This is a genomic window from Corallococcus terminator, assembly GCF_049194865.1.
Lineage (GTDB): Bacteria > Myxococcota > Myxococcia > Myxococcales > Myxococcaceae > Myxococcus > Myxococcus terminator_A.
On record NZ_JBLZWL010000038.1, the window covers coordinates 1 to 22,410 of the forward strand.

Genomic DNA, 22,410 nt, shown 5'->3' on the forward strand with positions numbered 1-22,410 from the left:
GCGCGACGAGGACGTGGCGGCGTGCATGCGCCGTGAGATTCGCGAAGAGGCCGGCATCGAGTGCACGCGCATGGTCCTTCGCGGCACGCTGTCCTGGCCCGGCTTCGGCAAGCACGGAGAGGATTGGCTCGGCTTCGTCTTCCGCATCGACGCCTTCGAGGGCACGCCGCTGGAGCGCAACGCGGAGGGCACGCTGTCCTGGGTGCCGCTCACCGAGCTTCCTGGCCTGCCCATGTGGGACGGAGACCGGCACTTCCTGCCGCTCGTGTTCGATGCGGACCCTCGGCCGTTTCACGGTGTCATGCCGTATTCCGGGGGACGCGCGTTGAGCTGGAATTACACGCGGCTCTGAAACACGAGATGTCTGGGTTTTTGCTCGGGCAGTGCGTGTATTTGCGAGGGTGATGAAACAAATGTCTCAAGGTTGACCTGGCGCGTTGACGAGCCCTGGCTTGTGGGCGTAGTTCTAGGGCTCCTGAACATGAGAATGATTCTCAATTTCGACATGGCCTCCGTGGAAAGCGGCCCGCTGGCCGAGCGGAGCGTGGAGTCGTCCGGGCGGTTGTTCCGCCTGGGCGAGTCGTCGGAAGGAGAAGGTCTCTGGGCGCGCTGGAGCTGGGCGCTCGTCACTGCGGTGGTGGTGCACGTGGGCGTGCTCGTGGTGGGGCTGGCCCTGCCCGCGCGCGCGGAGAAGGCCCCGGTGGAGGAGGAGCCGGAGTTGGTGTTCCTGTCCTTCGCGCCTCCGCCTCCCGCGTCGGGAGGTCCGTCCCGTCCCGCCTCGGCCGAGCGCGCTTCTCGGCAGGCCCGCCCGCGCATGACTCGTCCGGTGGTGGCGCCTCGGGCCCTGGTGCCGACGCCGAAGCCCGAGGTCGTCGAGCCCACGCCATCCGAGGAGACTCCCGCCGCTCCCGAGGCTCCGACGAATGAGCCCGAAGCCTCCGCGCAGGCGGCCTCCGAGGACACCTCGGCGCCGAGCGTGCCGGGCGGTGTCGCCGGTGGCGTGGCGGGTGGCACGCAGGGCGGCATCGTGGGCGCGCCGGGTGGCATGGGCGAGGCGGTGGGCTTGGGGCAGGTGCTGCGGCCTCCGTCCGTCCTGAAGCAGCTCACGCCGGAGTACCCCCGACGGGCTCGCGTCGACGGCGTCCAGGGGCTCGTCCTGGTCCGCATCATCGTCGGCACCGACGGTGAGGTGGAGACCGAGCACACGCGGATCATCCGCTCCATTCCCATGCTCGACGCGGCGGCCATCGCGGCCGTCAATCGGTGGCGGTTCTCGCCGGCCATCGGACGCCAGGGCAAGCCCGTGCGTGTCATCCTCGAGCTTCCCGTCCAGTTCTCCTTGAAGTGAAGCAGGCCATGGCCCTCCCGTTACGCAAGACGCTCTTCTGGATTCACCTCGTCGTGGGTGTCATCGCTGGCCTCGTCGTCGCCATCATGTCGGTGACAGGGGTGGCCATCGCCTTCGAGTCCCAGATGCTCGAGTGGGCGGAGTCGGACGCTCGCACCGTGCTCGTTCCAGAGGGTGATGCACGGCGGCTGCCAATCGAGGCACTGGTGGCCAGGGTGCGCGAGGCGAAGCCCGAGGCCCAGGTGTCTGGCGTCACGGTGTATCCGTCCGCGACGGCCGCCGCGCAGGTGGCGTTGGGGCGCAGCGGTGTCGTGTTCGTCAATCCCTACACGGGCGAGGTGCGGGAGGGCGGGGCGAAGGGGTGGCGCGACTTCTTCCATGTAATGGAGGAGTGGCACCGGTGGCTCGCGACGAGTGGTGACGGACGCCCCGTGGGCAAGGCCATCACGGGTGCCTCCAACGCGGGCTTCCTCTTCCTGGCGCTGTCGGGGCTCTACCTGTGGTGGCCGCGCAAGTGGACGCTGAAGACGGTGCGCCCGGTGGTGTGGTTCCGCGGTGGCTTGAAGGGCAAGGCGCGCGACTTCAACTGGCACAACGTCATCGGGCTCTGGAGCATGCCGGTGCTGGTCGTGCTCACGGCGTCGGGCATGGTCATCTCGTACAAGTGGGCCTCGGACTTCGTCTACACGGTGACGGGAAGCCCGGCGCCCGCGACGCAGGGTCCTCCGGGATCCGCTGGAGTGAAGGTGGCGCCGCCGGAGGGCGGAGCGCAGCGCAAGGAGCTGGGTGTGCTCCTCGCGACGGTCCAGGAGCAGGTTCCCGATTGGGCGAGCATCACGTATCGACTGCCGTCGCCGCCCCGAGGCGCTGGTCCGCAGGGCGGGCAGGGCAAGCCGTCCGAGCCGTCGGGTCAGGCGCCTGCCGCGCAGCCCGCGACGACGGGGCAGGGTGATGCGGGTCCTCGCGCCGCTGCTCCTGTCGCCGAGGGTGAGCGTCGCCCGGGCGTTGAAGGTGAGCGTCGCGTTGAAGGTGAGCGTCGCGTTGAGGGCGAGGGCGAGCGTCGTGGCGAGGGCGAGCGTCGTGGCGAGATCGAGCGTCGTGGCGAAGGCGAGCGTCGTGGCGAAGGCGAGCGCCGTGGCGAGGGTGAGCGCCGTGGCGAGGGTGAGCGCCGTGGCGAAGGCGAGCGTCGTGCTGAGGGCGAGCGTCGTGCTGAGGGCGAACGCCGCGCCGAGGGTTCATCGCGCGGAGGGAAGGGCGACTCCGATGGCAAGGTCGACGCCGTCACCTTCGCGGTGAAGCAGCAGGATGGCTGGCCGTTGTTCGCGTCCACGCAGTTTTCGGTGGATCCGTTCTCCGGCGCCGTCGCGAAGCGCGAGGGCTTCGCGGACTTCAACACCGGCCGCAAGCTCAGGACCTGGCTGCGCTTCCTCCACACCGGAGAGGCGCTCGGTTGGGTGGGCCAGTTCATCGCCGCCCTCGCCTCGTTGGGCGGTGTCTTCCTCGTGTGGACCGGCTTCGCCCTGTCGTGGCGACGCTTCTTCCCGAAGCGCCGACCCCAGGCCTCGACGCCTGTGCCCGTCTCACCCGAGCCCGCGTCCGCGAGCTCGTCGGAGACCCCCGCCTAGGACACGTCGACACGGGCGGGCGATGTCCCCGCGACGCCTTCGAGGCGTCTCTCAGCTGATTCTGAAAATCGTAGTCATTCGCAATTTACCTGGAACGGGCCCTTCGGGACCGCGGAGTGGGAGAGAGTCATGTCGTTCATCAAGTCACGCAGCCCTGGAATCCGGACGAGCGCGGGTCACACCGGTGGAATTCGTTCCGCGCTGAGGCCGTGGGGTCCCGCCATGGGCCTCGCGTCGGCGCTGGCGGCCGGTGGGGCGGTGGCGCAGGAGCAGGCGCAGCAGGTGCCGGTGGCCGAGCAGTCCCCGTCGGCGCAGGTGGAGGGTGCGCCCGTCGCCGCTCCCGTGGAGCCCCAGGCCACCCCGGAGACGCAGGGCACCGAGGGTCAGTTCACCCTGCCCACCGTGCAGGTGCAGGGCGAGTCCGAGGGCTATCAGGTCCGTGAGAGCTCGCTGCCCCGCGTCCAGCGCGCTCTGGTGAACACGCCGCAGTCCGTGACGGTGGTTCCCGAGGAGGTGCTCGAGGAGCAGCAGGCCACCACGGTGCGGGATGCGCTGCGCAACGTCTCCGGCATCACCATGAGCGCGGGCGAAGGTGGCCGTCAGGGTGACGCCTTCATCCTGCGTGGCTTCTCCGCGCAGAACGACGTGTCCCGCGACGGCGCGCGAGACCTGGGCTGGTTCACCCGCGACACGTTCAACCTGGAGGGCGTGGAGGCGTACTTCGGTCCGTCCTCCGTGCTCTTCGGCCGTGGCTCCACGGGCGGCGCCATCAACCTGGTGACGAAGAAGCCCAAGCGGACGTCGTTCCAGGAAGTCGCCCTGAGCGGCGGCACCGCGCCGTCGGGCCGCGTCGAAGCGGACCTCAACGAGGCGGTGTCGGAGAACTTCCAGGCGCGCCTCAACCTCATGGGCCAGCTGGCCTCCACGGCGGGCCGCGACGTGGTGAAGGACAACCGGTTGGGCCTGGCGCCCTCGCTGCGCTTCAAGGTGGCGGAGCAGACCACGCTGGAGCTCGACTACCTCTTCCAGCGCGAGGACGGCCTGCCTGACTACGGCGTGCCCTACTTCAACGGCAAGCCCGTCACGGAGACGCTAGATGTCCCGCGCGGCAATTTCTACGGCGTGAAGGCGGACGCCGAGCGCGTGGATGCCCACGTCGCCACGGCGCGTATCACCCAGGGCCTGGGCGAGCAGCTCCAGTTCACCAACACCCTGCGCTTCGGCCGCGTGGACCGCTTCGCCAGTCCCACCGCGCCGCGCGGGCTCACCCCGGCGGGCGCGCCGACCACCATCGGCCGGCAGCGCTTCCAGACGGAGACCGACAACTCCGTCGTCTCCAACCAGGCCACCGTGGGCGGCGAGGTGGAGACGGGCTTCATCAAGCACACCGCGAACGCGGGCGTGGAGCTGTCGTGGGAGAAGCGCGGCCAGTCCCGTGACAACCTCAACGCGGTGGGGCTGCCTGGCGGCCCCAACATCCCCGCGGACCTGTTCAACCCGGACGCGGAGCCGGACCTGTCCGCGGTGTCGCCGGTGTTCTCCGGCTCCAACGTGAGCATCCAGCGGACGCTCGGCCTCTTCGCCGCGGACCAGGTGCAGCTCGGTCAGTACCTGGAGCTGGTGGGCTCGCTGCGCTGGGACGTCTTCAACACCGACTACTCCACCACGGGCAACACCGGCGCCAAGACGCGGCTGCGCAAGAGCGACCACCTCTTCAACTGGCGTGCGGGTGTCGTCCTGCACCCGACGGAGAAGGTGAGCGTCTACGGCATGTATGGCACCTCCTCCAGCCCCTCCGCGGAGCTGGGCTCGGTGTCCGCGGACACCGTGAGCCTGGACCCGGAGAAGAACGCCATCCTGGAGGCGGGCGCGAAGGCGGACCTGTTCGACGGCCGGCTCGGGCTGACGGGCGCGGTGTTCCGAATCACCAAGACGGACGCGCGCGTGCCCAACACGGACCCGGAGGGGCCGCCGCAGGTGCTCGAGGGTGAGCAGCGCGTGCAGGGCTTCAACGTGGGCATCGCCGGCACCATCGTCGAGCGCTGGAAGGTGCTCGCCAACTACACCCTGATGGACTCCGCCATCCTGGAGCACACCAACGCGTTCCTCGTGGGCCAGCGGCTGCCCAACACGCCGCGCCACAGCCTCTCGCTGTGGACGACGTACTCTCCGCTGAAGGACTTCACCGTGGGCGGCGGCGCCGTCTACCAGGACGTGACGAGCGTCAGCAATCCGGCGGCTGCCACCACGGCCACCAGCTACGTGCCGAACTTCTGGCGCTTCGATGCCTTCGCCAGCTACGCGTTCGGAAAGGCACAGGTCCAGCTCAACGTCTACAACCTCACCGACACGCTGTACTACGACCAGTACTACGGGGGTCACGCCGTCCCCGCGGATGGCGTGTCCGCGCTGCTGACGGCGCGCTACCGCTTCTAGCGAAAGGCTCGCGGTCATGATGTTGCACATTCCCAATGTCCTGACCGCCGCCGAGGTGGCTCGCTGCCGCGCGGTGATGGAGCAGGCGGACTGGACGGACGGCAAGGTGACCGCCGGCCACCAGTCCGTCCAGGTGAAGAAGAACCTCCAGCTCCCCGAGGGCGGCGCCGCCGCGCGGGAGCTGGGGGAGCTGGTCCTGGCGGGGCTGGAGCGCAGTCCGCTCTTCATCTCCGCCGCGCTCCCGCAGCGCGTGTTTCCTCCGCTGTTCAACCGCTACGACACGAGCATGTCCTTCGGCTCGCACGTGGACGGCGCCATCCGCTTCATGCCCGGGACGGGGCAGCGCGTGCGCACCGACGTGTCCGCGACGCTCTTCCTCTCCGAGCCGGACAGCTATGACGGCGGAGAGCTGGTGGTCGAGGACACGTACGGCCACCACGCGGTGAAGTTGCCGGCGGGGGACCTCATCCTCTATCCGTCCACGAGCCTGCACCACGTCACCCCGGTGACGCGGGGCGCGCGGCTGGCTTCGTTCTTCTGGATTCAGAGCATGGTGCGCGACGTGTCCCAGCGCGCCCTGCTGTTTGATTTGGACACCGCCATCATGCAGCTCAACCAGGAGGTGCCCAAGAGCGCCTCACTGGTCATGCTGACGGGCGTGTACCACAACCTGCTCCGCCAGTGGGCGGAGCCCTGACGTCCCTCAGTTGCCGCGGTCCTTGCGGACCACCACCTTGCGACCGCGAATCGTCGCCGCCTTCAGCGCGGCGATGACACGGTTGGCATCCGGCTCCGGGACTTCCACGAGCGAGAACGCGTCGGCGATCTGGATGGCGCCGATCTGCGACGACTCCAGGCCCGCCTCTCCGGCGATGGCGCCCACCAGGTCCGCGGGACGCATGCCGGCCTGACGGCCCGCGCCAATCCACAGCCGGGTGGTGTCCCACGACGGAGGGCCGGCGGGGCGCTTCGGCGGGCCCCGCTCCGAGCGGGCAGGACGTCCTCCCGGCCCGGCCGAGGGGCCACTGGACCGGGACGTCCGCTCCGACGAGGGCGCGCTGGCGGGAATCTCGTCCTCTTCCTTCGCGCGTCCTTCATCCTGCGAGTCCTGGAGCAGCTTCACGGCGGCCGCGGCGATGTCGAGCGGCTCGAACTCGCCGGCCAGGTCCTCCACGATGCTGCGCAGCGACTCCAGTCCGCCGGCCACCAGCGTCTCGCGCAGCGTGGCGCGCATCAGCTCCTGGCGCCGGGCCCGGAGGTCCGCCACGGTGGGGATGGTGGACACGGTGATGCGCTGGCCGGTGACCTTCTCGATGTTGCGCAAGAGCCGGCTCTCGCGTGCTTCGACCAGGGTGATGGCCACGCCCTCGCGTCCCGCGCGGCCCGTGCGGCCGATGCGGTGCACGTACGCCTCCGGGGCGTTGGGCACATCGAAGTTCACGACGTGGGACAGACGGGGGATGTCCAGGCCGCGCGCCGCGACGTCGGTGGCGACGAGCAGGTCGGTGCCGTGGGACTTGAGCTGCTTGATGACGCGATCCCGCTGCTCCTGCGTCATGCCGCCATGGAGCGCGTGCGCGCGCCAGCCCCGGCCGTTGAGGGAGACGGTGAGGTCATCCACCTCCGTGCGGGTGCGGCAGAAGATGATGGCGGCGGTGGGGGACTCCACGTCGAGCAGCCGGCCCAGCGCGGCGATCTTGAACGAGCGCGGGACGACGTAGGCGGTCTGCCGGATGCGGGGCAGCTCACCCGGCTCCACCTTCTCCTTGGCGATGCGCACGCGCACCGGCTCGTGCAGGTGGCGCTCGGCGATGCTGGCGATGCGCGGAGGCAGGGTGGCGGAGAAGAGGGCGGTCTGCCGGTTCTCGGGCGTCCCGGAGAGGATGGCCTCCAGGTCGTCGGCGAAGCCCATGTCGAGCATCTCGTCGGCCTCGTCGAGCACGACGGTGCGGACGTTCTCGAGCTGGAGCGTGCCTCGGCGCAGGTGGTCCAGGGCGCGGCCCGGGGTGGCGACGACGACGTCCACGCCGCGCTTGAGCACGCGCAGCTGCTGGCCGATGACCTGGCCGCCGTAGAGGGGCAGGACGGTGGCGCCGAGCTTCTGGCCGTAGCGGTGGATGGCCTCGGACACCTGCATGGCCAGCTCGCGCGTGGGGACGAGCACCAGGGCGGAGGTGTTGTGGGGGCCCGCCTCACCCGGAGTCAGGTGGTGGAGGAGGGGGAGGGCGAAGGCCGCCGTCTTGCCGGTGCCGGTGGCGGCGATACCGAGCAGGTCCTTCCCGGCGAGAAGGGGGGGAAGGGCGGCCTGCTGAATGGGCGTGGGCTCCTCGTATCCGAGGGCACTGAGCGCCTCCACGAGCTGGGGCTTGAGGCCCAGGGATTCGAAGGAAACATCGGGGGGCGAGGACGGCGGTGCGGAAGTCACGTCGGGGCTTGTACCACCGGCTTCCACCCTCGTGGCTCTAAGAATCACCGTTCTGTCCCACATCTATCGCGGCCCTGGTGGGCGCTGGTGGGCAAAAAGCCCGTGTTCCGAGGGTCCGTGAGGGGCCGAGGCGACAGAAAGACCCGATGGGGCAGGCTTCTTCGTCCGGAAGGAGTGTCCGGAGAAGCGCATCGTCGGAGCTGAGCGGCGCCAACTCGCGGGGGGCGGATTCGCGAGGAGCGGCACTTGGATTGCGGTCTACGATGATCGAATCCCTTGGGGAGACACATGCGCGCCACTCTCACCCTCACGCTCCTGCTCGCTGCATGCGCGAGCACCACGCAACCTCCTGGCGGAGAGTCGCGCAAGGTGCTCCAGCGCCCCGCGGGCGTCATCGCGCCTCCGCAAGCACCATCTTCTCCCCACCGTAACTGGGGGGCCGCACAGGCCAGCCGGTCCACCAAGGCAATGGTGTTCAACTGGTACCCGCCAGAACCCTTGCCATCCCAACGTGAGGCCGAACGGCGCTATGCGCTCTGGCGAAATCGGCCGCATGAGCGGCACCACATATTCCCCCAAGCTCAAGAGGCGTAGTTTCGGTCCAAAGGCATCGCCGTGCATGACTGGACCGTTATCATCGACGTGACCCATCACCGGGCCTTGCACAAGGACGGAGACGGGGGCCCGTGGAATACCGAGTGGCTTGAGTGGCGCCGCAGGACGGCGGGCCGCGCCACCAAGGCGGAGCACTTCGATTTCGCTCGCGAGCTGATACGCAAGTACAACGTGTTTGGTATCCCGGTGACGTACTATCAACACCTCTACCTCCCGCCTCTCCCGCCCCCGTGAGGACGTCATGCGCGTCTACGAGCTACGCCCCCCAGCGCGTCGGCGGTGGAGCGCGGCACTCCACGCCACGCGCAAGTGGAGCCTCCCTGGGGTCGAGGACTGTCCAGGATGTCGAGAGACTTGGGGCGGCATCCTCGCGTATCCATCCGTTGACCTCTCGGGCGCGGATTGGGCGAGACGCCTGGAGGAGCCGCGACCGGCGCAGTGGGGTGAGGTGGTGGAGTTGCGCGAGTTGGTGCGGCCCCTATGTCCTCCCGGAGCGCTCCTCGAGCCCGGGACGGAGTTTGGCCCCGCAACGGGGACCGCTCTCGGGCAATGGGGCCCCGTGACGCTCACGGACCCCTGGACGGTCTGGGTTCGCGCAGACGCGCTTGAGTATCTATCGGACCTGCGCGGCATATCGCCCGTCCGCCACGAGCTGCGCCGCAGCGTCGCGGAGTTGCTCGAGCTGCAGATTCTGCCACATGGACGACTGGCCCCTGAGTGTCTTCCATCCACCGTCCAGGCGCCGTGCGCCGTATGCGGCCGCACCGGTTTGGAACTGCCGCAGCGGTACTGGCTCGATAGCGCCCAGGTCCCCGACCTGGACCTGTGGAGGCTCGAGGACGCTCCCACCGTGGTCTGTGCGTCCGAACGATTCGCGCACGCACTCGACGCGATGGAGGACCCCAGTGACATCCTCCTGGTCGAGCTGGCGTCGAAGGACTTCGCCGGCCACCCTGATCGTCCACCACGGCCCGCGCCCTAGCGCCGAGGGGATAATCCAGCGTCGCTGGTAGCCGTTTCGGAAGAGCGGCGTGAGGGTCCACCCCCGCCGCCCCGGGCCTCAGCCCTGCTCGGGAGCCCCAAGCCGGGTGACCTCGAGAAGCCCCATCGGGGTGGCGTGGAAGACGGCGAAGGCGTCCGCGCCCTGCTCGACGCTGGCGAGACAACACACCTGGGAGACGCGGCCGGAGGCATGGGCAAGCGTGCCCCGGTAGCTCTTGTGCAGATGTCCACAGAGCACGAGCGAAGGCTCCAGCGCTTCGGCCACGAGCCTCGCGTAGTCGTTGCCCACGGCTTCGGCGTTGGGGCTGCGGCGCTGCTGCTCGAAGTCCTCGCGGTCCTGGGGCGCGATGATGCCGGAGGGCCAGTCATGCACGAGGAGGACGTCGGCCCGCTCCATCGCCATCGCGCGGTCGATGTCCTCTTCGTTGAAGCAGGTGAAGTCCTTGGAAGAGACACTCCCGAGCCGGGACAGAGGCAGATGGGGCTTCTGGAAGCCGCCCTCGTCATGGATGCCGGAGACGCCGACGACGCGCAGCCCTCGAGGCTCGACGACGCCCACGTGCCCCAGATTCTGGTGGTAGTCCGCGAAGTCGCCCAGGTGCTTGTAGCGGGCGGGGGCGGCCATGGTCGCCAGGTCCGCCTCGTCGCGGTGGGGCTCGAAGTCTCCGACCTGGAGGACGAAGGCCAGCTCCCGGTGCGCGTTCTTCGTCCAGGACTGGAGGAAGGACACCATCCGGTTCATCCGTCCGTGCACGTCACCTACGGCGGCGAAAAGGAAACCAGCGGAGCCCAGGGCCATGGTCGCCTCCCAGCATGACGCGTCCTGGCGTCGAGTGGCGCAGCGACGTTCCGATGGAGGGGAGGCCTGACTGGGAGGAGGAGTTGTCCGGGTTTCGCAACTTCTCCGAGGGTGCGGAGATAATCCCTTCAAGAAGTCGCGGCCGAGGTGCCCCTGGGGCCCGGCTGCCATCCAAACCTCCGGAGAACTCCCCATGACGCGCATTTCCTCCAACGGAGGCACGCCGACGCGCGCCTCTCGCAGCGAGACGTCCGCCCCCGTGGCGCAGCCGAAGCCGGAGGTCCGCAACTCCGTGGTGGCGTCGCAGGACTGCTTCTCCCGTCCGACGCAGAAGGGCGTGGAGCGGGCCGCGGTGGCCATCAACCCGGATGAGTTCGTTCCAGGACCCACGCGTCGGGATGTCTTCAACGACCTCGACGTCCAGAAGATCCGCCAGCAGTCGAACGTCAAGAGCCTCCACGACGGCGAGACCACGCCCCGCACGCGCGAGGAAGCGCTGGCCAAGGCGGACCGCCTCCTGGGTGGCGCGGACTTCCTGCTCCAGCGGGAGACGGCGCAGGGGGCCACCATCACCCGTGACGCCAAGGACGTGAACGACGCGGCGGACACGGACCCGACGTCGCCGCGCCACCAGGCGGCCGTGGCCGAAGTCGAAGCCAACGCGGCGCTGGAGCAGGAGGCGCTGCGGAGCCTGTCCCCCGAGGAGCAGCAGCAGTACCAGGCGGTGCGCGACGGGCTGATGGCGGTGGAGCCCGCGGGCGATCCGGTGGCGGCGCTCGCGCTCCAGAAACTGCTCCTGGAGGGCAAGCTGCCGGGTGAAGAGGCGCTGGGCGGCGAGGGAAATCTCCTGGAGCAGCTCCACACGCTGCAGACGCAGGAGCTGGGCGAGGGGATTGACCGGGGCGCGCTGCTGTCGGACGTGGTGCAGGAGCTGGCGACGCCCGAGTCCGTCAACCAGCGCAACAAGGGCACGTGCGCGGCCACCGCGGCGTCCATCCAGCTCATCCTGGAGAACCCGGCGGAGTACGTGCGCCTCGTCGCGGGACTGGCGAGCGAGTCGGGTGAGGTGACGCTGGCGGACGGCGAGACGGTGATGAAGCGCGAGGCGCTGGGCGCGGAGGCCAAGAACGGAGAGGACGTCCGCTCGGAGAGCCAGGAGCTGATCGCGCCGGCGTTCATGGAAGTCGCGAACGGCGGTGAGAGGGATTACCAGGACAAGACGGACGCCCACTACGAGGACGGGGAGAAGACGCACAGCGGCCTGTACCCGTCCGAGTTCGACCGGCTCGCGGAGGCGGTGTTCGACCGGAAGGTCGACACGGTGTCTGGGATTGGCGGGGCCGAGGAGGAGGCGGAGGCGTGGGACCTCATCCAGGAGCGCACGGCCGCCGGTGAGACGGTGGCGGTGGGCATGACCTGGGGCACCGGGGGCCACCAGGTGGTGGTGACGGGCACGGGCGTGGACCCGAAGACGGGCGAGGAGTACGTCGAGTACACCAACCCCTGGGGCCGCACCGAGCGCATGCCGAAGGACGAGTTCCTCGGCCGGCTCAACAGCATGCACACCCGCCCGGAGGAGAAGGTGAAGGAGAAGGAACTGGACCGCAATCCGAGGCACCCGGAAGCGCCCGACCGCATCGCGAGGACGGGGTAGTCGAGCGGGTGCGGCTCAGCCGACGAGCGATGGCCAGTTCCGGCCGACCCAGGCGCGCTGTTCGACTTCGTCGCGCCAGCTCCGGTCCTCGCGGTCGATTCTTCGCGAGGTGACGAAGAGTCCTTCGAGGGCCGTGAGCAGTCGCTGGGCGAAGGGCGCATCCTCCACGACGAGGAGCGCCTCGCTCTCCCAGTAGGCGGCGGTGACGTCCAGGTTGGCGCTGCCGATGGCGACCGCCGTGGTATCGCAGACCAGGAGCTTCGCGTGGACGTGGGGGAAGAGCTTCTCCAGTTCCGGCTCCCACTCCGGCATCGCGGGCAGGGCCCACTCGTAGGCGATGCCGCCCGCCTCGATGACGGCGTCCAGGCGACTGCGGACGTAGCGGTCCGCCACCTCGCGCAGCGCGCCGCCCGGGAAGTACGTCCTCGCGGAGCCGTAGTGCGGCCGGACGCTGCCGAACAGCACCTCCACGCGGACGCCCCGGCGCACGGCGGCGATGAGCGCGTTTTGCAACTCGAGCAGCAACGGGAAGGTGTTCACCAGCACGAGCCGTGAGCGCGCGTGGCGGATGAGCGCCAGCTGCGTGTCGAGGGTGTGCGTGTCCTTGAGTCCTTCGTGCAGGGCGACCCGGGCCGCCATCGTCCCCACGGGCGCCGTGGGTGGGAAGGCGTAGGGCTCGCCGCCCGCGCGGTTCCACTCGGACAGGAAGGCGCTCTCGAGGACGCTGACCAGCGGGCCCTCCAGTCGCGCGCCACAGTCGAGCCAGGGAATGTCGCGGTAGTGCGAGGTCCGCCGCAGGCCCACTTCGTCGAAGCCCGTGTAATAGGGCGCGCCGAGATTCCGGCCCGAGACGAAGGCGCGAGCGGAGTCGATGACGGTCAGCTTGCGATGGTTGCGTTGCTTGAGCTCGGAGAGGCTGGGCACGCCGACGAGGGGGGCGATGGCGCGTACTTCGGCGTTGGGTGTCTCCGCGAGCGTCACGAGGGCGGGGTTGAGGGCGCCGAAGGAGTCATGGCCACTGTAGAGCGCATCCGCGAGGAAGCGCACGTGCACGCCGCGCGCGGCGGCTCGCTTCAGGGCCTCGGTGATGCGGGCGGTGACGCTGTCGTCCTCGACGATGTAGCACTGCCAATGGATGGTGCTTCGGGCCGCGTCGATGGCCGCGAGCACCGACTCGCGCGCCAGTCCGTTGTCGAGCTCGAAGTCGATGTGATGGCCCTCCATGCGCGGGCTGCAGCCCGCGAGCGCCAGCTCCCGAGACCAGGAGTACGGCGCATCGTGGATGGGGATGGGCTCCAGGGCGGTCGCCCGAGGCAGGGCCAGACACTCCTCGGCGCTCAGGGTGCGAAGAAGCGGATGGACGGGCTTGTGCGCCTCGCGAGTGACGACAGCGGCGATGGTGATGCCCGCGCTGGCGAGGCGCGTGGCCACGCGCAGGAGTCGCTGTCCGTCGACCTGCTGGGGCACGTCGTCGGCGCGAGCGTCGTCGAGCCAGGCACTGGCATCGAGAAGGAGAGGCCAGGGCGTATCCGGCAGCATCTCGCGAAGGTGGGCGCGCTGGGAGTCGAGGGAGTCCGTGTCGCGCAGTCGAACGAAGACCAGGTGATAGCGGTCCATCGCCAGGGCGTGGGCCGCCGCGAGCGCGTCCTCGTCGAGCAGGCTGTCCACGAGCAGCAGGGGCTGCACGGGCCCGAGCACATAGCAGGGCGACAGGTCTCTGGGCGCGGCGGTGCCGGAGAAGGCGAACGCGAGTGGGTGGAGGCCGCGAACGTGCTCGAACCAGGACGCGCTGAGCGCGGCGGTACCACCTTCGTGGCGAATGGTTCCCAGAGCGGAGCCGCCCTCGAACACGGACAGCGTGCCCTCGTTGGGGACGGAGACACTCGACATGAAACCGACGCGCTCGACGGAGAAGCGGGGCGCGAGGCCGGGGGCCGCCACGGAGTCGGAGACCGCGTAGTGGTCCTCGAACAACACGGCCGTGGTCTGCGTGCGAGGCAGCAGCAGCGTGGGGACGTGAGCTTCCTGGAAGGCCTTGGCGCCGAGCATCCCGAGCACCAGGGCTTCCATGTCGGCGAGCGCGTCGGCGGGGATGACCAGGAGGTCCACGCCGGAACGGACGGCCGCGACGTCGAAGGCTTCGACGCGACTGTCGGCGGGGTTCTCGGTGAGCGACTCGACGTGGAGCGTCTGGGTGATTCCCAGGGCCCGGGAGAGGGCCTGGAGATTCGAGGTCTGCTCAGGAGCCGAGCCCGTGGTGAGGGCGATGAGCTCGGAGGGTGTGATGCAGCGGGAGAGGAAGGTGGCCATCGCGCCAAGGCCTCGCCCGTCCGGGGTGATGGCCACGGCCATGCGTGACGGCGTCGGGGGAGGCGTGGAGGGCGCGCGCCCGATGGAGAGCACGGGGATGTGCTCCCTCAACGAGAGCATGAGCATGGCCCCCACACGGGCGCGTGGGGACGTGTCGAGGTGGGGGCCGAGGACGACGAGGTCCGCGCCGTGCTGTGTGGCGGCCTGGACGACGGCGCTGGTGTCGAGGTGGGTTTCGAGGGCGCCCCGGACCTCGATGGAGGGGCTCCAGTCGTGAAGGGCGTGTCGGATGCGGTCCAGCACGGTGAGGCTGGCGGGAGGAGGGGCCTCCAGCTCGCTGCGCTCGGGGACCAGTCCGTATAGGTAGACAGCCTCGGGCGCGGCGCTCAGTCGCCTCGCGGCGTGAAGCACCAGCTCGGACTCCGAGCCGGCATCGAAGACGATCATCAGACGACGGAACATGGCGCGTGCGGTTCCCGGAGTATCCGGTCGCCCGCCTTCACCGTCGCACGGCTCCAGCGGTCGACCGGGGACCCATTATGCCGGGGTTGGGATGGGACGGTGTCCCTGAATCTCCGGGTCACGAGGGGGCTTGCAAGGACACACAGCCAGGACAGTAGGGTGCGGCCTCCCCTCGTCCCCCGGAGTCTGTCCATGAAGCGGAGTCAGTGGTTGCGTCTTGGCGTGGCCTTGGTCGCCCTGGTCCTCGCAGGCTGCAATGATACACATTCAGAAGAAGTCCAAGCGTCAGGGATTGAGCAGTCCTCGAACGCCGCCACCCTGGCTCCGGTCCGAGTGCCGAAGTCGGTGGGCAAGAAAATCTACGCCCACCTGATGCCGTGGTTCGAGACCTCGGCCTCGTCCGGCAACGGGGCCTGGGGCATCCACTGGACGATGGCGAACCAGAACCCCAACAACGTGGATGGTTCCGGCCGTCGGCAGATTGCCGCGCACTACTATCCGCTGATTGGCCCCTATGCCTCCGGGGACAAGGACGTCATCGAGTACCAGTTGCTGTTGATGAAGTACGCGGGCGTGGACGGCGTCCTCATCGATTGGCCGGGCACGGTGAATGCCTGGGACTATCCGAAGAACAAGCAGAACTCCGAGGCCTTCATCGCGCGCACGGCGGCGGTGGGGCTGGACTTCGCCATCGTCTACGAGGACCACAACATCCAGCTCGCGGCGAACGCGGGCATCATCACCGACAAGCTCGCCGCGGGGCGGGCGGACATGGGCTACCTGAGAGATAACTACTTCCCCCAGGGCAACTACATCCGGGTGAACAACGCGCCCCTGCTGCTCGACTTCGGGCCCCAGACGTTCCAGACGCCGTCGGACTGGACGAACCTCTTCGGAGTACTGTCGCCCAAGCCGGCGTTCCTCACCCTCTGGTACGAGTCCCAGGAGGCCGGAGCCAACGCGAGCGGCGAGTACGCGTGGATCTACTCGGACTTCATGGCGGGGCTGAACCACTTCTACGCCAACCGACCCCTGGGCCTGAAGATGGGCGTGGCCTACCCGGGCTTCCACACCTTCTACACCGCAGGCGGCTGGAGTGGTCCCACCTGGGGCCTTCCCCACAACGGGCTGAGCTCCTTTCAGCAGACTCTGGACGCGGCCCTCGGCAGCAGTGTCGGCCATGTCCAGCTCGCGACGTGGAACGACTATGGCGAGGGCACCATGCTCGAGCCGACGCGTGAGTTCGGCTACGGCTTCCTCACCACGCTCCAGCAGAAGCTGGGCGTGCCCTATTCGCAGCGTGAGCTGGAGCTCATCAACACCCTCTACCAGCAGCGCAAGCAGCACGCCGGAAACGCGGCGAGGCAGGCCGAGCTGGACCAGGCCTTCCAGCACCTCGTCGCCCTCCAGGTCGCCCAGGCGGAGACCATTCTCAACGGAGGCTCCACGCCGACCACCATTCCGCTCACCAACCCCAGCTTCGAGTCGGGCATGACGGGCTGGTCCACCTGGTCTCCGAATGGCACGGAGTGGGCGGCCTTCAGCGAGACGTACAACGGGGCGCAGTCCGGGGCCTATCACCTGACCCACTGGGGCACGCCGGCGTACGAGACGTGGACGTACCAGGTCGTCACGGGCGTTCCGTCCGGCAGCTACAAGGTGAGTGCTTGGGTTCGAAAGGGCGGCGACTTCGGGCTCGCGCGCCTCCAGGTGAAGACCTGTGTCTCCTGCACGCCGGTCTTCACCACCCTGGGGACGTATGGCTCCTGGACGCGGGTGGAGACGCCGAGCATCTCCGTCACAGCAGGCACGCTGGAGCTGGGCTTCCACACGCAGGCCCCGGCCCAGAACGGAGCCAACTTCATCCACATGGATTCCGTCGAGCTGCGCAGGCAGTGAGACATGGCGCCCGCCCTGGCCTCCCAACACAGAGGCCAGGACGGGGCATGGGTCAGCAGACCCGGACGCGAATCAAGGCGAGTAGAGGATCTCGAGCTTGGGGCGCCGCGCCGGGTCCGCGGTCTCGCGTGAATAGTAGTAGCCCTTGTAGTCACCGGCGGTGATCCTGAAAGAGATGCGCCGGTCGACGGCATCCGAGGCGCTCTGCACGGCGGGGATGAGCGCGGGGCTGTCATTGACGCCGACCCGGTCGAAGAGGTCGAAGTTGGGGTACCAGATGAACCACCAGCCCAGGGGCTCGCCCGACGTCGCCGGGTGGTTGCTGTAGTTGAGCGTGTTCTCCCCCCAGGAGTTGTCGGGGACCAGGTAGGTATAGACGTTGCCGTCGCCTCCGGGTGACGTGCCTTGCCTCGATACGGCGGAGAGCTTCACGCTCTTGATGAGCGCACCGGCGGGGATCGCGCCGAGGTTGAAGCGCAGGAAGGGAGACTCGGGCCAGAAGAACGTGCCGTTCAGGATCTCCTGGGAGCCATAGTCAGCGGTGCTCTCCCACGGATGACCCGAGATATAGGTGTCCGCCTCGGGCTCGAGCGTGGTGACGACGTCCGGGGGCGTATACGTATACGCGATGATGAGGCGAGGCCGCTGGGCGACGACGGAGTACTCGCGCGAGCGGTAGACCGTCCTGTACCCCGGCGAGTGCAGCCGGAGGCTGAGAAGCTTGTCCCCGTTGAGCTCGCCCTGGACCACGGGGACGAGCGCCGGACTGGCATTGACGCCCAACTTGTCTTCTGGAGTGTTGTTGTACCAGAGGAACCACTCGCCCAGCGTGCTTCCCGTGGCGGGGGGCTTGTTGTTCCAGGTGAGGGCCGTCTCCGACCAGGAGTCATCGGGCACGAAGGTGGTGTAGACGTTGCCGTCACCTCCATAGGCGAAGCCCATGTAGGCCAGCGCCTCCAGGCGAACCGACGTCACGGTGGCATTCGCGGGCAGCCCGCTCAGGTCGAACCGGAGGTAGGCGTGGTGGGAGCCGCGATTCACTTCCCACGAACCTGACACTCCGAAGTTGGTGGCGGGCGCCGAAGACGTGACCAGGGTGTCGGCCACCGGCGTGAGTGTCACGCTGGCACTGAGCGCCGAGGTGTGTGTCGACAGCGAGGGAACGGCTGCCGCCGAGGCCTGTTGCTCCTCGGAGGGCAGGGCGCCACAGCCAAGAGAGGACAGCAGCAGCAAGGTGGACAGCGAAGAGAGCTGGGTGTTGTTCGCAGCGAGGTGTCTCAAGAAACGCATCCAGTATGCCTTCGGTGAGAGGAGTCGCCGCTCAGTGCAAGTTGGAGCCCACGCTCGCGCCAGGGTGTGTGGACAGGCGCGTGGTGGGGGTTTGCGTGTCGCGAGGACGCAGGGCTCCGGGTCTGCGTTCCGGCACAACGAACTTCGGCGGAAGTCACCAGAGGTGTGCTTGTTGACGCATGGGTCTTAATTTATTTGCTTAGGCTGAGAAAACAGTAAGGAGCTGGAGGTGATGCAACCCGGTAGCTAAAGTATCGGCTCCCCCCAAGGTTGAAGGGGAGTTTCCATGTCGACATCGCAGGTGAGCCCAGCGAGGCGCAGCTCGCAGGCGAGAAACAGGCCGACCGGGCCAGCTCCAGCAATCACGACGTCATAGAGCATCTTGACACCAGCAGCACCTCGTCGAGCGCGCCATCGTGAAGCTCCGTCGCGGTGAAGCTGATCGGGCTCTCTGACACTTTCCGACGTCGGAGCTCTCAGCCGAGGGGGCGCCCAAAGCCGTGGCGTCAGTCCGCGCCGCGCTAGTCCTTCCACAGCATCTTCCACGGATGCTTGCGCAGGTCCGTCACCAGGGTGCGCAGCTCGTTGTAGAGCGTGGGGTCCTGGAGCACCGCGCCGACGGTGCCCTCGCCGGCCTCAATCTTCGCCAGCACGCGGTCCGCTCGGGCCGCGATGCTGTCCAATTGCCCCACGGCGGTCGTGAGCTTCTCCAAGGCCTGCTTGACCCGCTTCCCATCCTCCGGGCTCAGCTCTCCCGTGACTGCCGCCAGTCCATCCAGCGTCGTCCCCGCGGACTTCGTCAGCCCAGGCAATTCGCTGCGCAGCACCGCCGCCGAGGCCGCCGCGTCGTCCAACAGCCGAGCCGCCTTGCCTCCGGGCTGGAGTGATTCGCGCGCGAGCTGGGCAAGCTGCCTCAGGTCCTTCGACGCCGCCGCCAGCTCCGAGGCCAGCACCTTCACGTCGCCCTTGTTCTCCGTGAGCAGCTCATCCAGCGTCCTGGACAGCCGCGAGATGTTGATCACCAGCCCCGTCACCGCCTCCGGGTCCTTCTCCAGCATCCCCGACATCATCTCCACGAACTTGGAGAGGTGCTCCGCCAGCAAATCCAGACGCGGTGCATCCGTCCCCCGCAAGGCCTCGCCCTCGGGTCTGCCGCCCGGCCGCGTCCCCGGATTCAATTCCAGATAGGGCTCGCCCAGCAGGCCCACCGAGGCCACCGTCACCCGCGCATCCTCGCGCAGCGCCCCCAGGGACTCCGGCGTCACCGCCAGCTCCATGCGCACGGGCAAGGGCTGCCCCCGGTCATCCCTGCGCTCCGGCAGCAGTCGAATCGCTTGCACCCGTCCCACCTGGACGCCGCCCAGCTTCACCGGCGCGCCCTCCACCACGTTGCCCGTGTGCCCGAAGTCCACCGGCAGCACCGTGGACGAGCCCAACGACAGCTCACCCATCAACCACAGCAACACCAGCACGCCCACCAACGCCGCCAGCACCAGGGCGCCCACCTTCAATTCCAGCCGTCGCTCATCCATCCGTCGCACCCTCCATGAACGGCGCCGTCAGCACCCGCAGCTCTGGCGCGGAGGACTCCAGGAAACCCGCCGGAGGCCCCAGGTACGCACACCGGCCTTGCGCCACCACCAACACCCGGTCCGCCAGCCCCTTGAGCTGTCGATAGTCATGCGTCACCACCAGACCTCCCAGTCCCCGCGTCCGCAGCGACGCGATGACCTCTTCCACCTGCGTCGCCGCCCGTCGGTCCAACCCCGTGGTCGGCTCGTCCAGCAGCAGATATCGCGGCTTCAACACCAGCGCCCTCGCGATGGCGGCCCGCTTCTTCGCTCCAGGCCCCAGCTCGGGAGGCAGCCGGTCCGCCCACTCCAACAGCCCCACCTGCGCCAGCGCCGAGTCCACCGCGTCCTCGGGCGCCTTCGGGTCCGCCAGCCTCACGTTCTCCCGCAGCGTCCGCCAGTCGAGCAGGGCAGGGCCCTGCACCAGATAGGGCGCTCGACGCCGCAGGCGGACCAGCTCGCGCTCGGGCTGCGTGTCCACCCGCTCGCCCCACAGCTCCACGCTTCCGGCGTCCGGCTTCAGCAGACCCACCGCCATCCGACACAGCACGCTCTTGCCCGAGCCGCTCGCCCCCGCGATGAACGTCAGCTCTCGCGTCGACACCTCCGCCGTCACGCCGTCCAGCACGCGCCGCCCACCCCCGAACGCGACGCGCACGTCCGTGAAGCGGAGCGTGTCCTCGGGACTCGTGTGGGGTTCGTTCGTGCTCACAGGCGCAGCAGTTGGAATGCGAGGGAGACGCCAAAATCAATCAACAGACACCCCAGGCTCGCGGCCACCACACCCTCGGTGGTGGCCTGTCCCACGGCCTCCGCGCCACCTCGGGCCCGCAGGCCCGCCACCGCCGCCGCCAGGGGGATGTACAGCCCGCACGCCACGGCCTTCATGCCCGCCGCCAGCAAATCCCAGCCATCCACATACCGAGGATCCATGAAGGCCCGGCCGTCCACGCCGAACACCAGGCTGGCCACCAGCGCCGCCGACAGCGTCGCGGCCACCGTCCCCATCGTGCTCAACAGCGGCACGCCCAACAGCCCCGCCACCATGCGCGGTGCCACCAGGTCCGCGTACGGGTCCCCCGCGGACATCTCCAGCGCCTCCACCTGCTCGTTGACGCTCATGGTGGACAGCTCCGCCGCGTGGCCCGCGCCCGCGCGCGAGGCCGTCAGCAGCGCGGAGACCACGGGCCCCAGCTCGCGAATCAGCAGCTCGAAGTACGCGGGGCCGAGCACCGCCACGTTGCCGACGAAGCGCCGCGCTTGACTGTTGGCGATGGTCACCAGCACCGCGCCGAAGAAGGCCATGCCCGACACCACCAGCCACACGCTGCGCCCGCCCAGCTCGTGGAGCTGCACCGCGCACTCGCGCCACGACACGCCCTCGCGGGCCCAGGCCCGCACCGTGCGCGCGAAGAGCACCACCGGGGCTCCGAAGAACAACAGCACCCGGTTCATGCCATCCACCCCGCCAGCACGAGCGTGAGCACGAAGTCGATGACGAAGATGGCGGCGCACCCTTGCACCACCGCGCTCGCCGCCGCGCGTCCCACCGCCTGGGCGCCGCCGCGCGCGGACAGCCCCACCGACGTGGACACCAGCGAGATGGCCAGACCGAAGGCGCCCGTCTTCACCACACCGCCCAGGATGTCGAGGGGGCTCAGCATCTGCGCGAACGTGCCGAAGAAGACTCGCATGGGCAGGCCGAGCGTGAAGAGGGCCGCCACGGACTCGAAGAGGATGGCGACCAGGAACGTGAACGTGCTCATCGCGAGCATGCTCAGCTCCATCGCCACCACGCGCGGCGCGACGAGGATGGCGAACGGGTCCAGGCCGATTCCCCGCAGGCCTTCTATCTGCCCGCCCACCTGCATGGTGGCCAGCTCCGCCGCGTTCCTCGCGCCAATCCGCGCGGACATGATGAGGCCCAGCAGCAGCGGACCGAACTCCCACAGCACCCCGTAGCCCGCGGCCCAGCCGAGGAACGCTCGCGCGCCGAAGCGCTGGATGTAGAGCCCTGACTGCAACACGACGATGACTCCCGCCAGCGCCGCCGTGGCCAGGGCCAGGGGCAGGGAGTCGTAGCCGAACTGCACCAGCGCCCGTGCCAGCTCGCGTCGCTCCAGCCGGGGGAGTCCGAGCACCGTGCGCGCCGCCACCAGCGCGAGCGCCCCGGTGCCTCGCACCGCCTCCAGTCCGAGGCTCCCCGCGCCGCGCACCGTCTTCAGCCCGGGGCTCTCGACGCGCGGCGGTGGACTCACGGGAGGACCTCGTCCTGTTCGCGCTCCAACTCCGGCGCGGGAGGCCCGTCGTACACCAACCGGCCACCGCGCAGATAGAGCCAGCGGCGCAGGGGCAGGTCCAGCGGTGCCTCGGGCGCGGCGACAATCAAGGTGCCGCCCTGGGAGACCTCTAGCAGCACGCGCGCCACCTGCCGGGCCGTGCCCGGATCCAGCCCCGCGAAGGGGTCGTCCGCGAGCAGCACCGACGGCCGCGCCGCCAGCGCTCGCGCGATGCCCGCGCGCTTCTTCATGCCTCCGGACAGTCGCTCTGGCAGCGTGTCCGAGGCATCGCGCAGGCCCACCGCGCCCAGCACCTCGTCCGCGCGCGCCTCGGCCTCCTGCTGTGGCACCCGCCGCCGGACGAGCGGCAGCAGCACGTTCTGCCGCACCGTCATCGAGTCGAACAGCGCATCCGTCTGGAACACCATGCCGAACGAAGCCTGCCGCTCACGCCGCGCCGAGGCTGACAGGCGCGCCACGTCCTGGCCGTCCCACAGCACCTGTCCGTTGAACGGGGAGACGAGGCCCGCCAGCGACTTCAGCAGCGTCGTCTTCCCCGCGCCGGAGCGCCCCAGGAGCAGCGCCTGGGTCCCGGGTGGCAGCGCGCAGCGCACGTCCGCGAGGACCGTGCGCACGCCGTGCTTCACCGTCAGGGCTTCCGCGCGCAGGTCCATGGGCCTCTCCTCTAGGCCCTC

The 22,410-nt window shown here is 69.1% G+C and carries 17 protein-coding genes and 1 pseudogene; 9 read left to right on the plus strand and 9 right to left on the minus strand.

The window, feature by feature from the left end:
- The 5 genes from ACN469_RS14055 to ACN469_RS14075 form a co-directional block, all read left to right on the plus strand.
- Positions 1-352, plus strand: a 352-nt coding sequence (locus ACN469_RS14055; protein WP_498768043.1) for an NUDIX hydrolase, incomplete at its 5' end; no start/stop codon positions are given.
- A gap of 153 nt (positions 353-505) precedes the next feature.
- On the plus strand, positions 506-1,348 hold the full coding sequence (locus tag ACN469_RS14060) for an energy transducer TonB (RefSeq protein ID WP_498768045.1): 843 nt from the start codon (positions 506-508) through the stop codon (positions 1,346-1,348).
- A gap of 8 nt (positions 1,349-1,356) precedes the next feature.
- Positions 1,357-2,973: a PepSY-associated TM helix domain-containing protein gene (locus tag ACN469_RS14065; protein WP_498768047.1), complete on the plus strand. Its 1,617-nt coding sequence runs from the start codon at positions 1,357-1,359 to the stop codon at positions 2,971-2,973.
- A gap of 222 nt (positions 2,974-3,195) precedes the next feature.
- Positions 3,196-5,409 carry a TonB-dependent receptor gene (locus tag ACN469_RS14070; RefSeq protein ID WP_498768049.1) on the plus strand — a complete coding sequence of 738 codons (2,214 nt, stop codon included), beginning with the start codon at positions 3,196-3,198 and terminating at the stop codon, positions 5,407-5,409.
- Between the two features lie 16 nt (positions 5,410-5,425).
- Entirely contained in the window at positions 5,426-6,106 is a 681-nt protein-coding gene (locus ACN469_RS14075) for a Fe2+-dependent dioxygenase (protein ID WP_498768051.1), read from the plus strand.
- A gap of 6 nt (positions 6,107-6,112) precedes the next feature.
- Here ACN469_RS14075 and ACN469_RS14080 read toward each other — a convergent pair whose 3' ends face one another.
- Positions 6,113-7,834 (minus strand): DEAD/DEAH box helicase, encoded by a 1,722-nt coding sequence (locus ACN469_RS14080; protein ID WP_498768053.1) that lies wholly within the window; start codon positions 7,832-7,834, stop codon positions 6,113-6,115.
- A gap of 288 nt (positions 7,835-8,122) precedes the next feature.
- Between ACN469_RS14080 and sitA6 the strand changes: the two are divergent.
- Both sitA6 and sitI6 read left to right on the plus strand, forming a co-directional pair.
- Positions 8,123-8,683, plus strand: a pseudogene (sitA6, locus tag ACN469_RS14085) (SitA6 family polymorphic toxin lipoprotein).
- Positions 8,684-8,690: 7 nt separating this feature from the next.
- Complete coding sequence (gene sitI6 / locus ACN469_RS14090; RefSeq protein ID WP_498768055.1) at positions 8,691-9,431, plus strand: SitI6 family double-CXXCG motif immunity protein; 741 nt, start codon at positions 8,691-8,693, stop codon at positions 9,429-9,431.
- Positions 9,432-9,509: 78 nt separating this feature from the next.
- Here sitI6 and ACN469_RS14095 read toward each other — a convergent pair whose 3' ends face one another.
- Positions 9,510-10,250 (minus strand): metallophosphoesterase family protein, encoded by a 741-nt coding sequence (locus tag ACN469_RS14095; RefSeq protein WP_498768057.1) that lies wholly within the window; start codon positions 10,248-10,250, stop codon positions 9,510-9,512.
- A gap of 193 nt (positions 10,251-10,443) precedes the next feature.
- Here ACN469_RS14095 and ACN469_RS14100 point away from each other — a divergent pair, with 193 nt between their 5' ends.
- Positions 10,444-11,904 (plus strand): hypothetical protein, encoded by a 1,461-nt coding sequence (locus tag ACN469_RS14100; RefSeq protein ID WP_498768059.1) that lies wholly within the window; start codon positions 10,444-10,446, stop codon positions 11,902-11,904.
- A gap of 15 nt (positions 11,905-11,919) precedes the next feature.
- Here ACN469_RS14100 and ACN469_RS14105 read toward each other — a convergent pair whose 3' ends face one another.
- Positions 11,920-14,676 (minus strand): phospholipase D-like domain-containing protein, encoded by a 2,757-nt coding sequence (locus ACN469_RS14105; RefSeq protein WP_498768061.1) that lies wholly within the window; start codon positions 14,674-14,676, stop codon positions 11,920-11,922.
- A gap of 192 nt (positions 14,677-14,868) precedes the next feature.
- Here ACN469_RS14105 and ACN469_RS14110 point away from each other — a divergent pair, with 192 nt between their 5' ends.
- Positions 14,869-16,575: a glycoside hydrolase family 99 protein gene (locus ACN469_RS14110; protein WP_498768063.1), complete on the plus strand. Its 1,707-nt coding sequence runs from the start codon at positions 14,869-14,871 to the stop codon at positions 16,573-16,575.
- 72 nt (positions 16,576-16,647) lie between these two features.
- Here ACN469_RS14110 and ACN469_RS14115 read toward each other — a convergent pair whose 3' ends face one another.
- From ACN469_RS14115 to ACN469_RS14140, 6 genes are all read right to left on the minus strand, one after another.
- Positions 16,648-17,856: a DNRLRE domain-containing protein gene (locus ACN469_RS14115; protein WP_498768065.1), complete on the minus strand. Its 1,209-nt coding sequence runs from the start codon at positions 17,854-17,856 to the stop codon at positions 16,648-16,650.
- 530 nt (positions 17,857-18,386) lie between these two features.
- Entirely contained in the window at positions 18,387-19,397 is a 1,011-nt protein-coding gene (locus tag ACN469_RS14120; RefSeq protein WP_498768067.1) for an MlaD family protein, read from the minus strand.
- Entirely contained in the window at positions 19,390-20,148 is a 759-nt protein-coding gene (locus ACN469_RS14125) for an ATP-binding cassette domain-containing protein (RefSeq protein WP_498768069.1), read from the minus strand. Before ACN469_RS14125 ends, ACN469_RS14120 begins: the two co-directional genes overlap by 8 nt.
- The gene (locus ACN469_RS14130; protein ID WP_498768070.1) at positions 20,145-20,891 is read right to left on the minus strand and encodes an MlaE family ABC transporter permease; all 747 of its coding nucleotides are present in this window, start codon (positions 20,889-20,891) and stop codon (positions 20,145-20,147) included. The genes ACN469_RS14125 and ACN469_RS14130 overlap by 4 nt, the downstream gene beginning before the upstream one ends.
- Positions 20,888-21,694 (minus strand): MlaE family ABC transporter permease, encoded by an 807-nt coding sequence (locus ACN469_RS14135; protein WP_498768072.1) that lies wholly within the window; start codon positions 21,692-21,694, stop codon positions 20,888-20,890. The genes ACN469_RS14130 and ACN469_RS14135 overlap by 4 nt, the downstream gene beginning before the upstream one ends.
- Complete coding sequence (locus ACN469_RS14140; RefSeq protein ID WP_498768074.1) at positions 21,691-22,389, minus strand: ABC transporter ATP-binding protein; 699 nt, start codon at positions 22,387-22,389, stop codon at positions 21,691-21,693. The genes ACN469_RS14135 and ACN469_RS14140 overlap by 4 nt, the downstream gene beginning before the upstream one ends.
- Positions 22,390-22,410 lie beyond the last annotated feature (21 nt).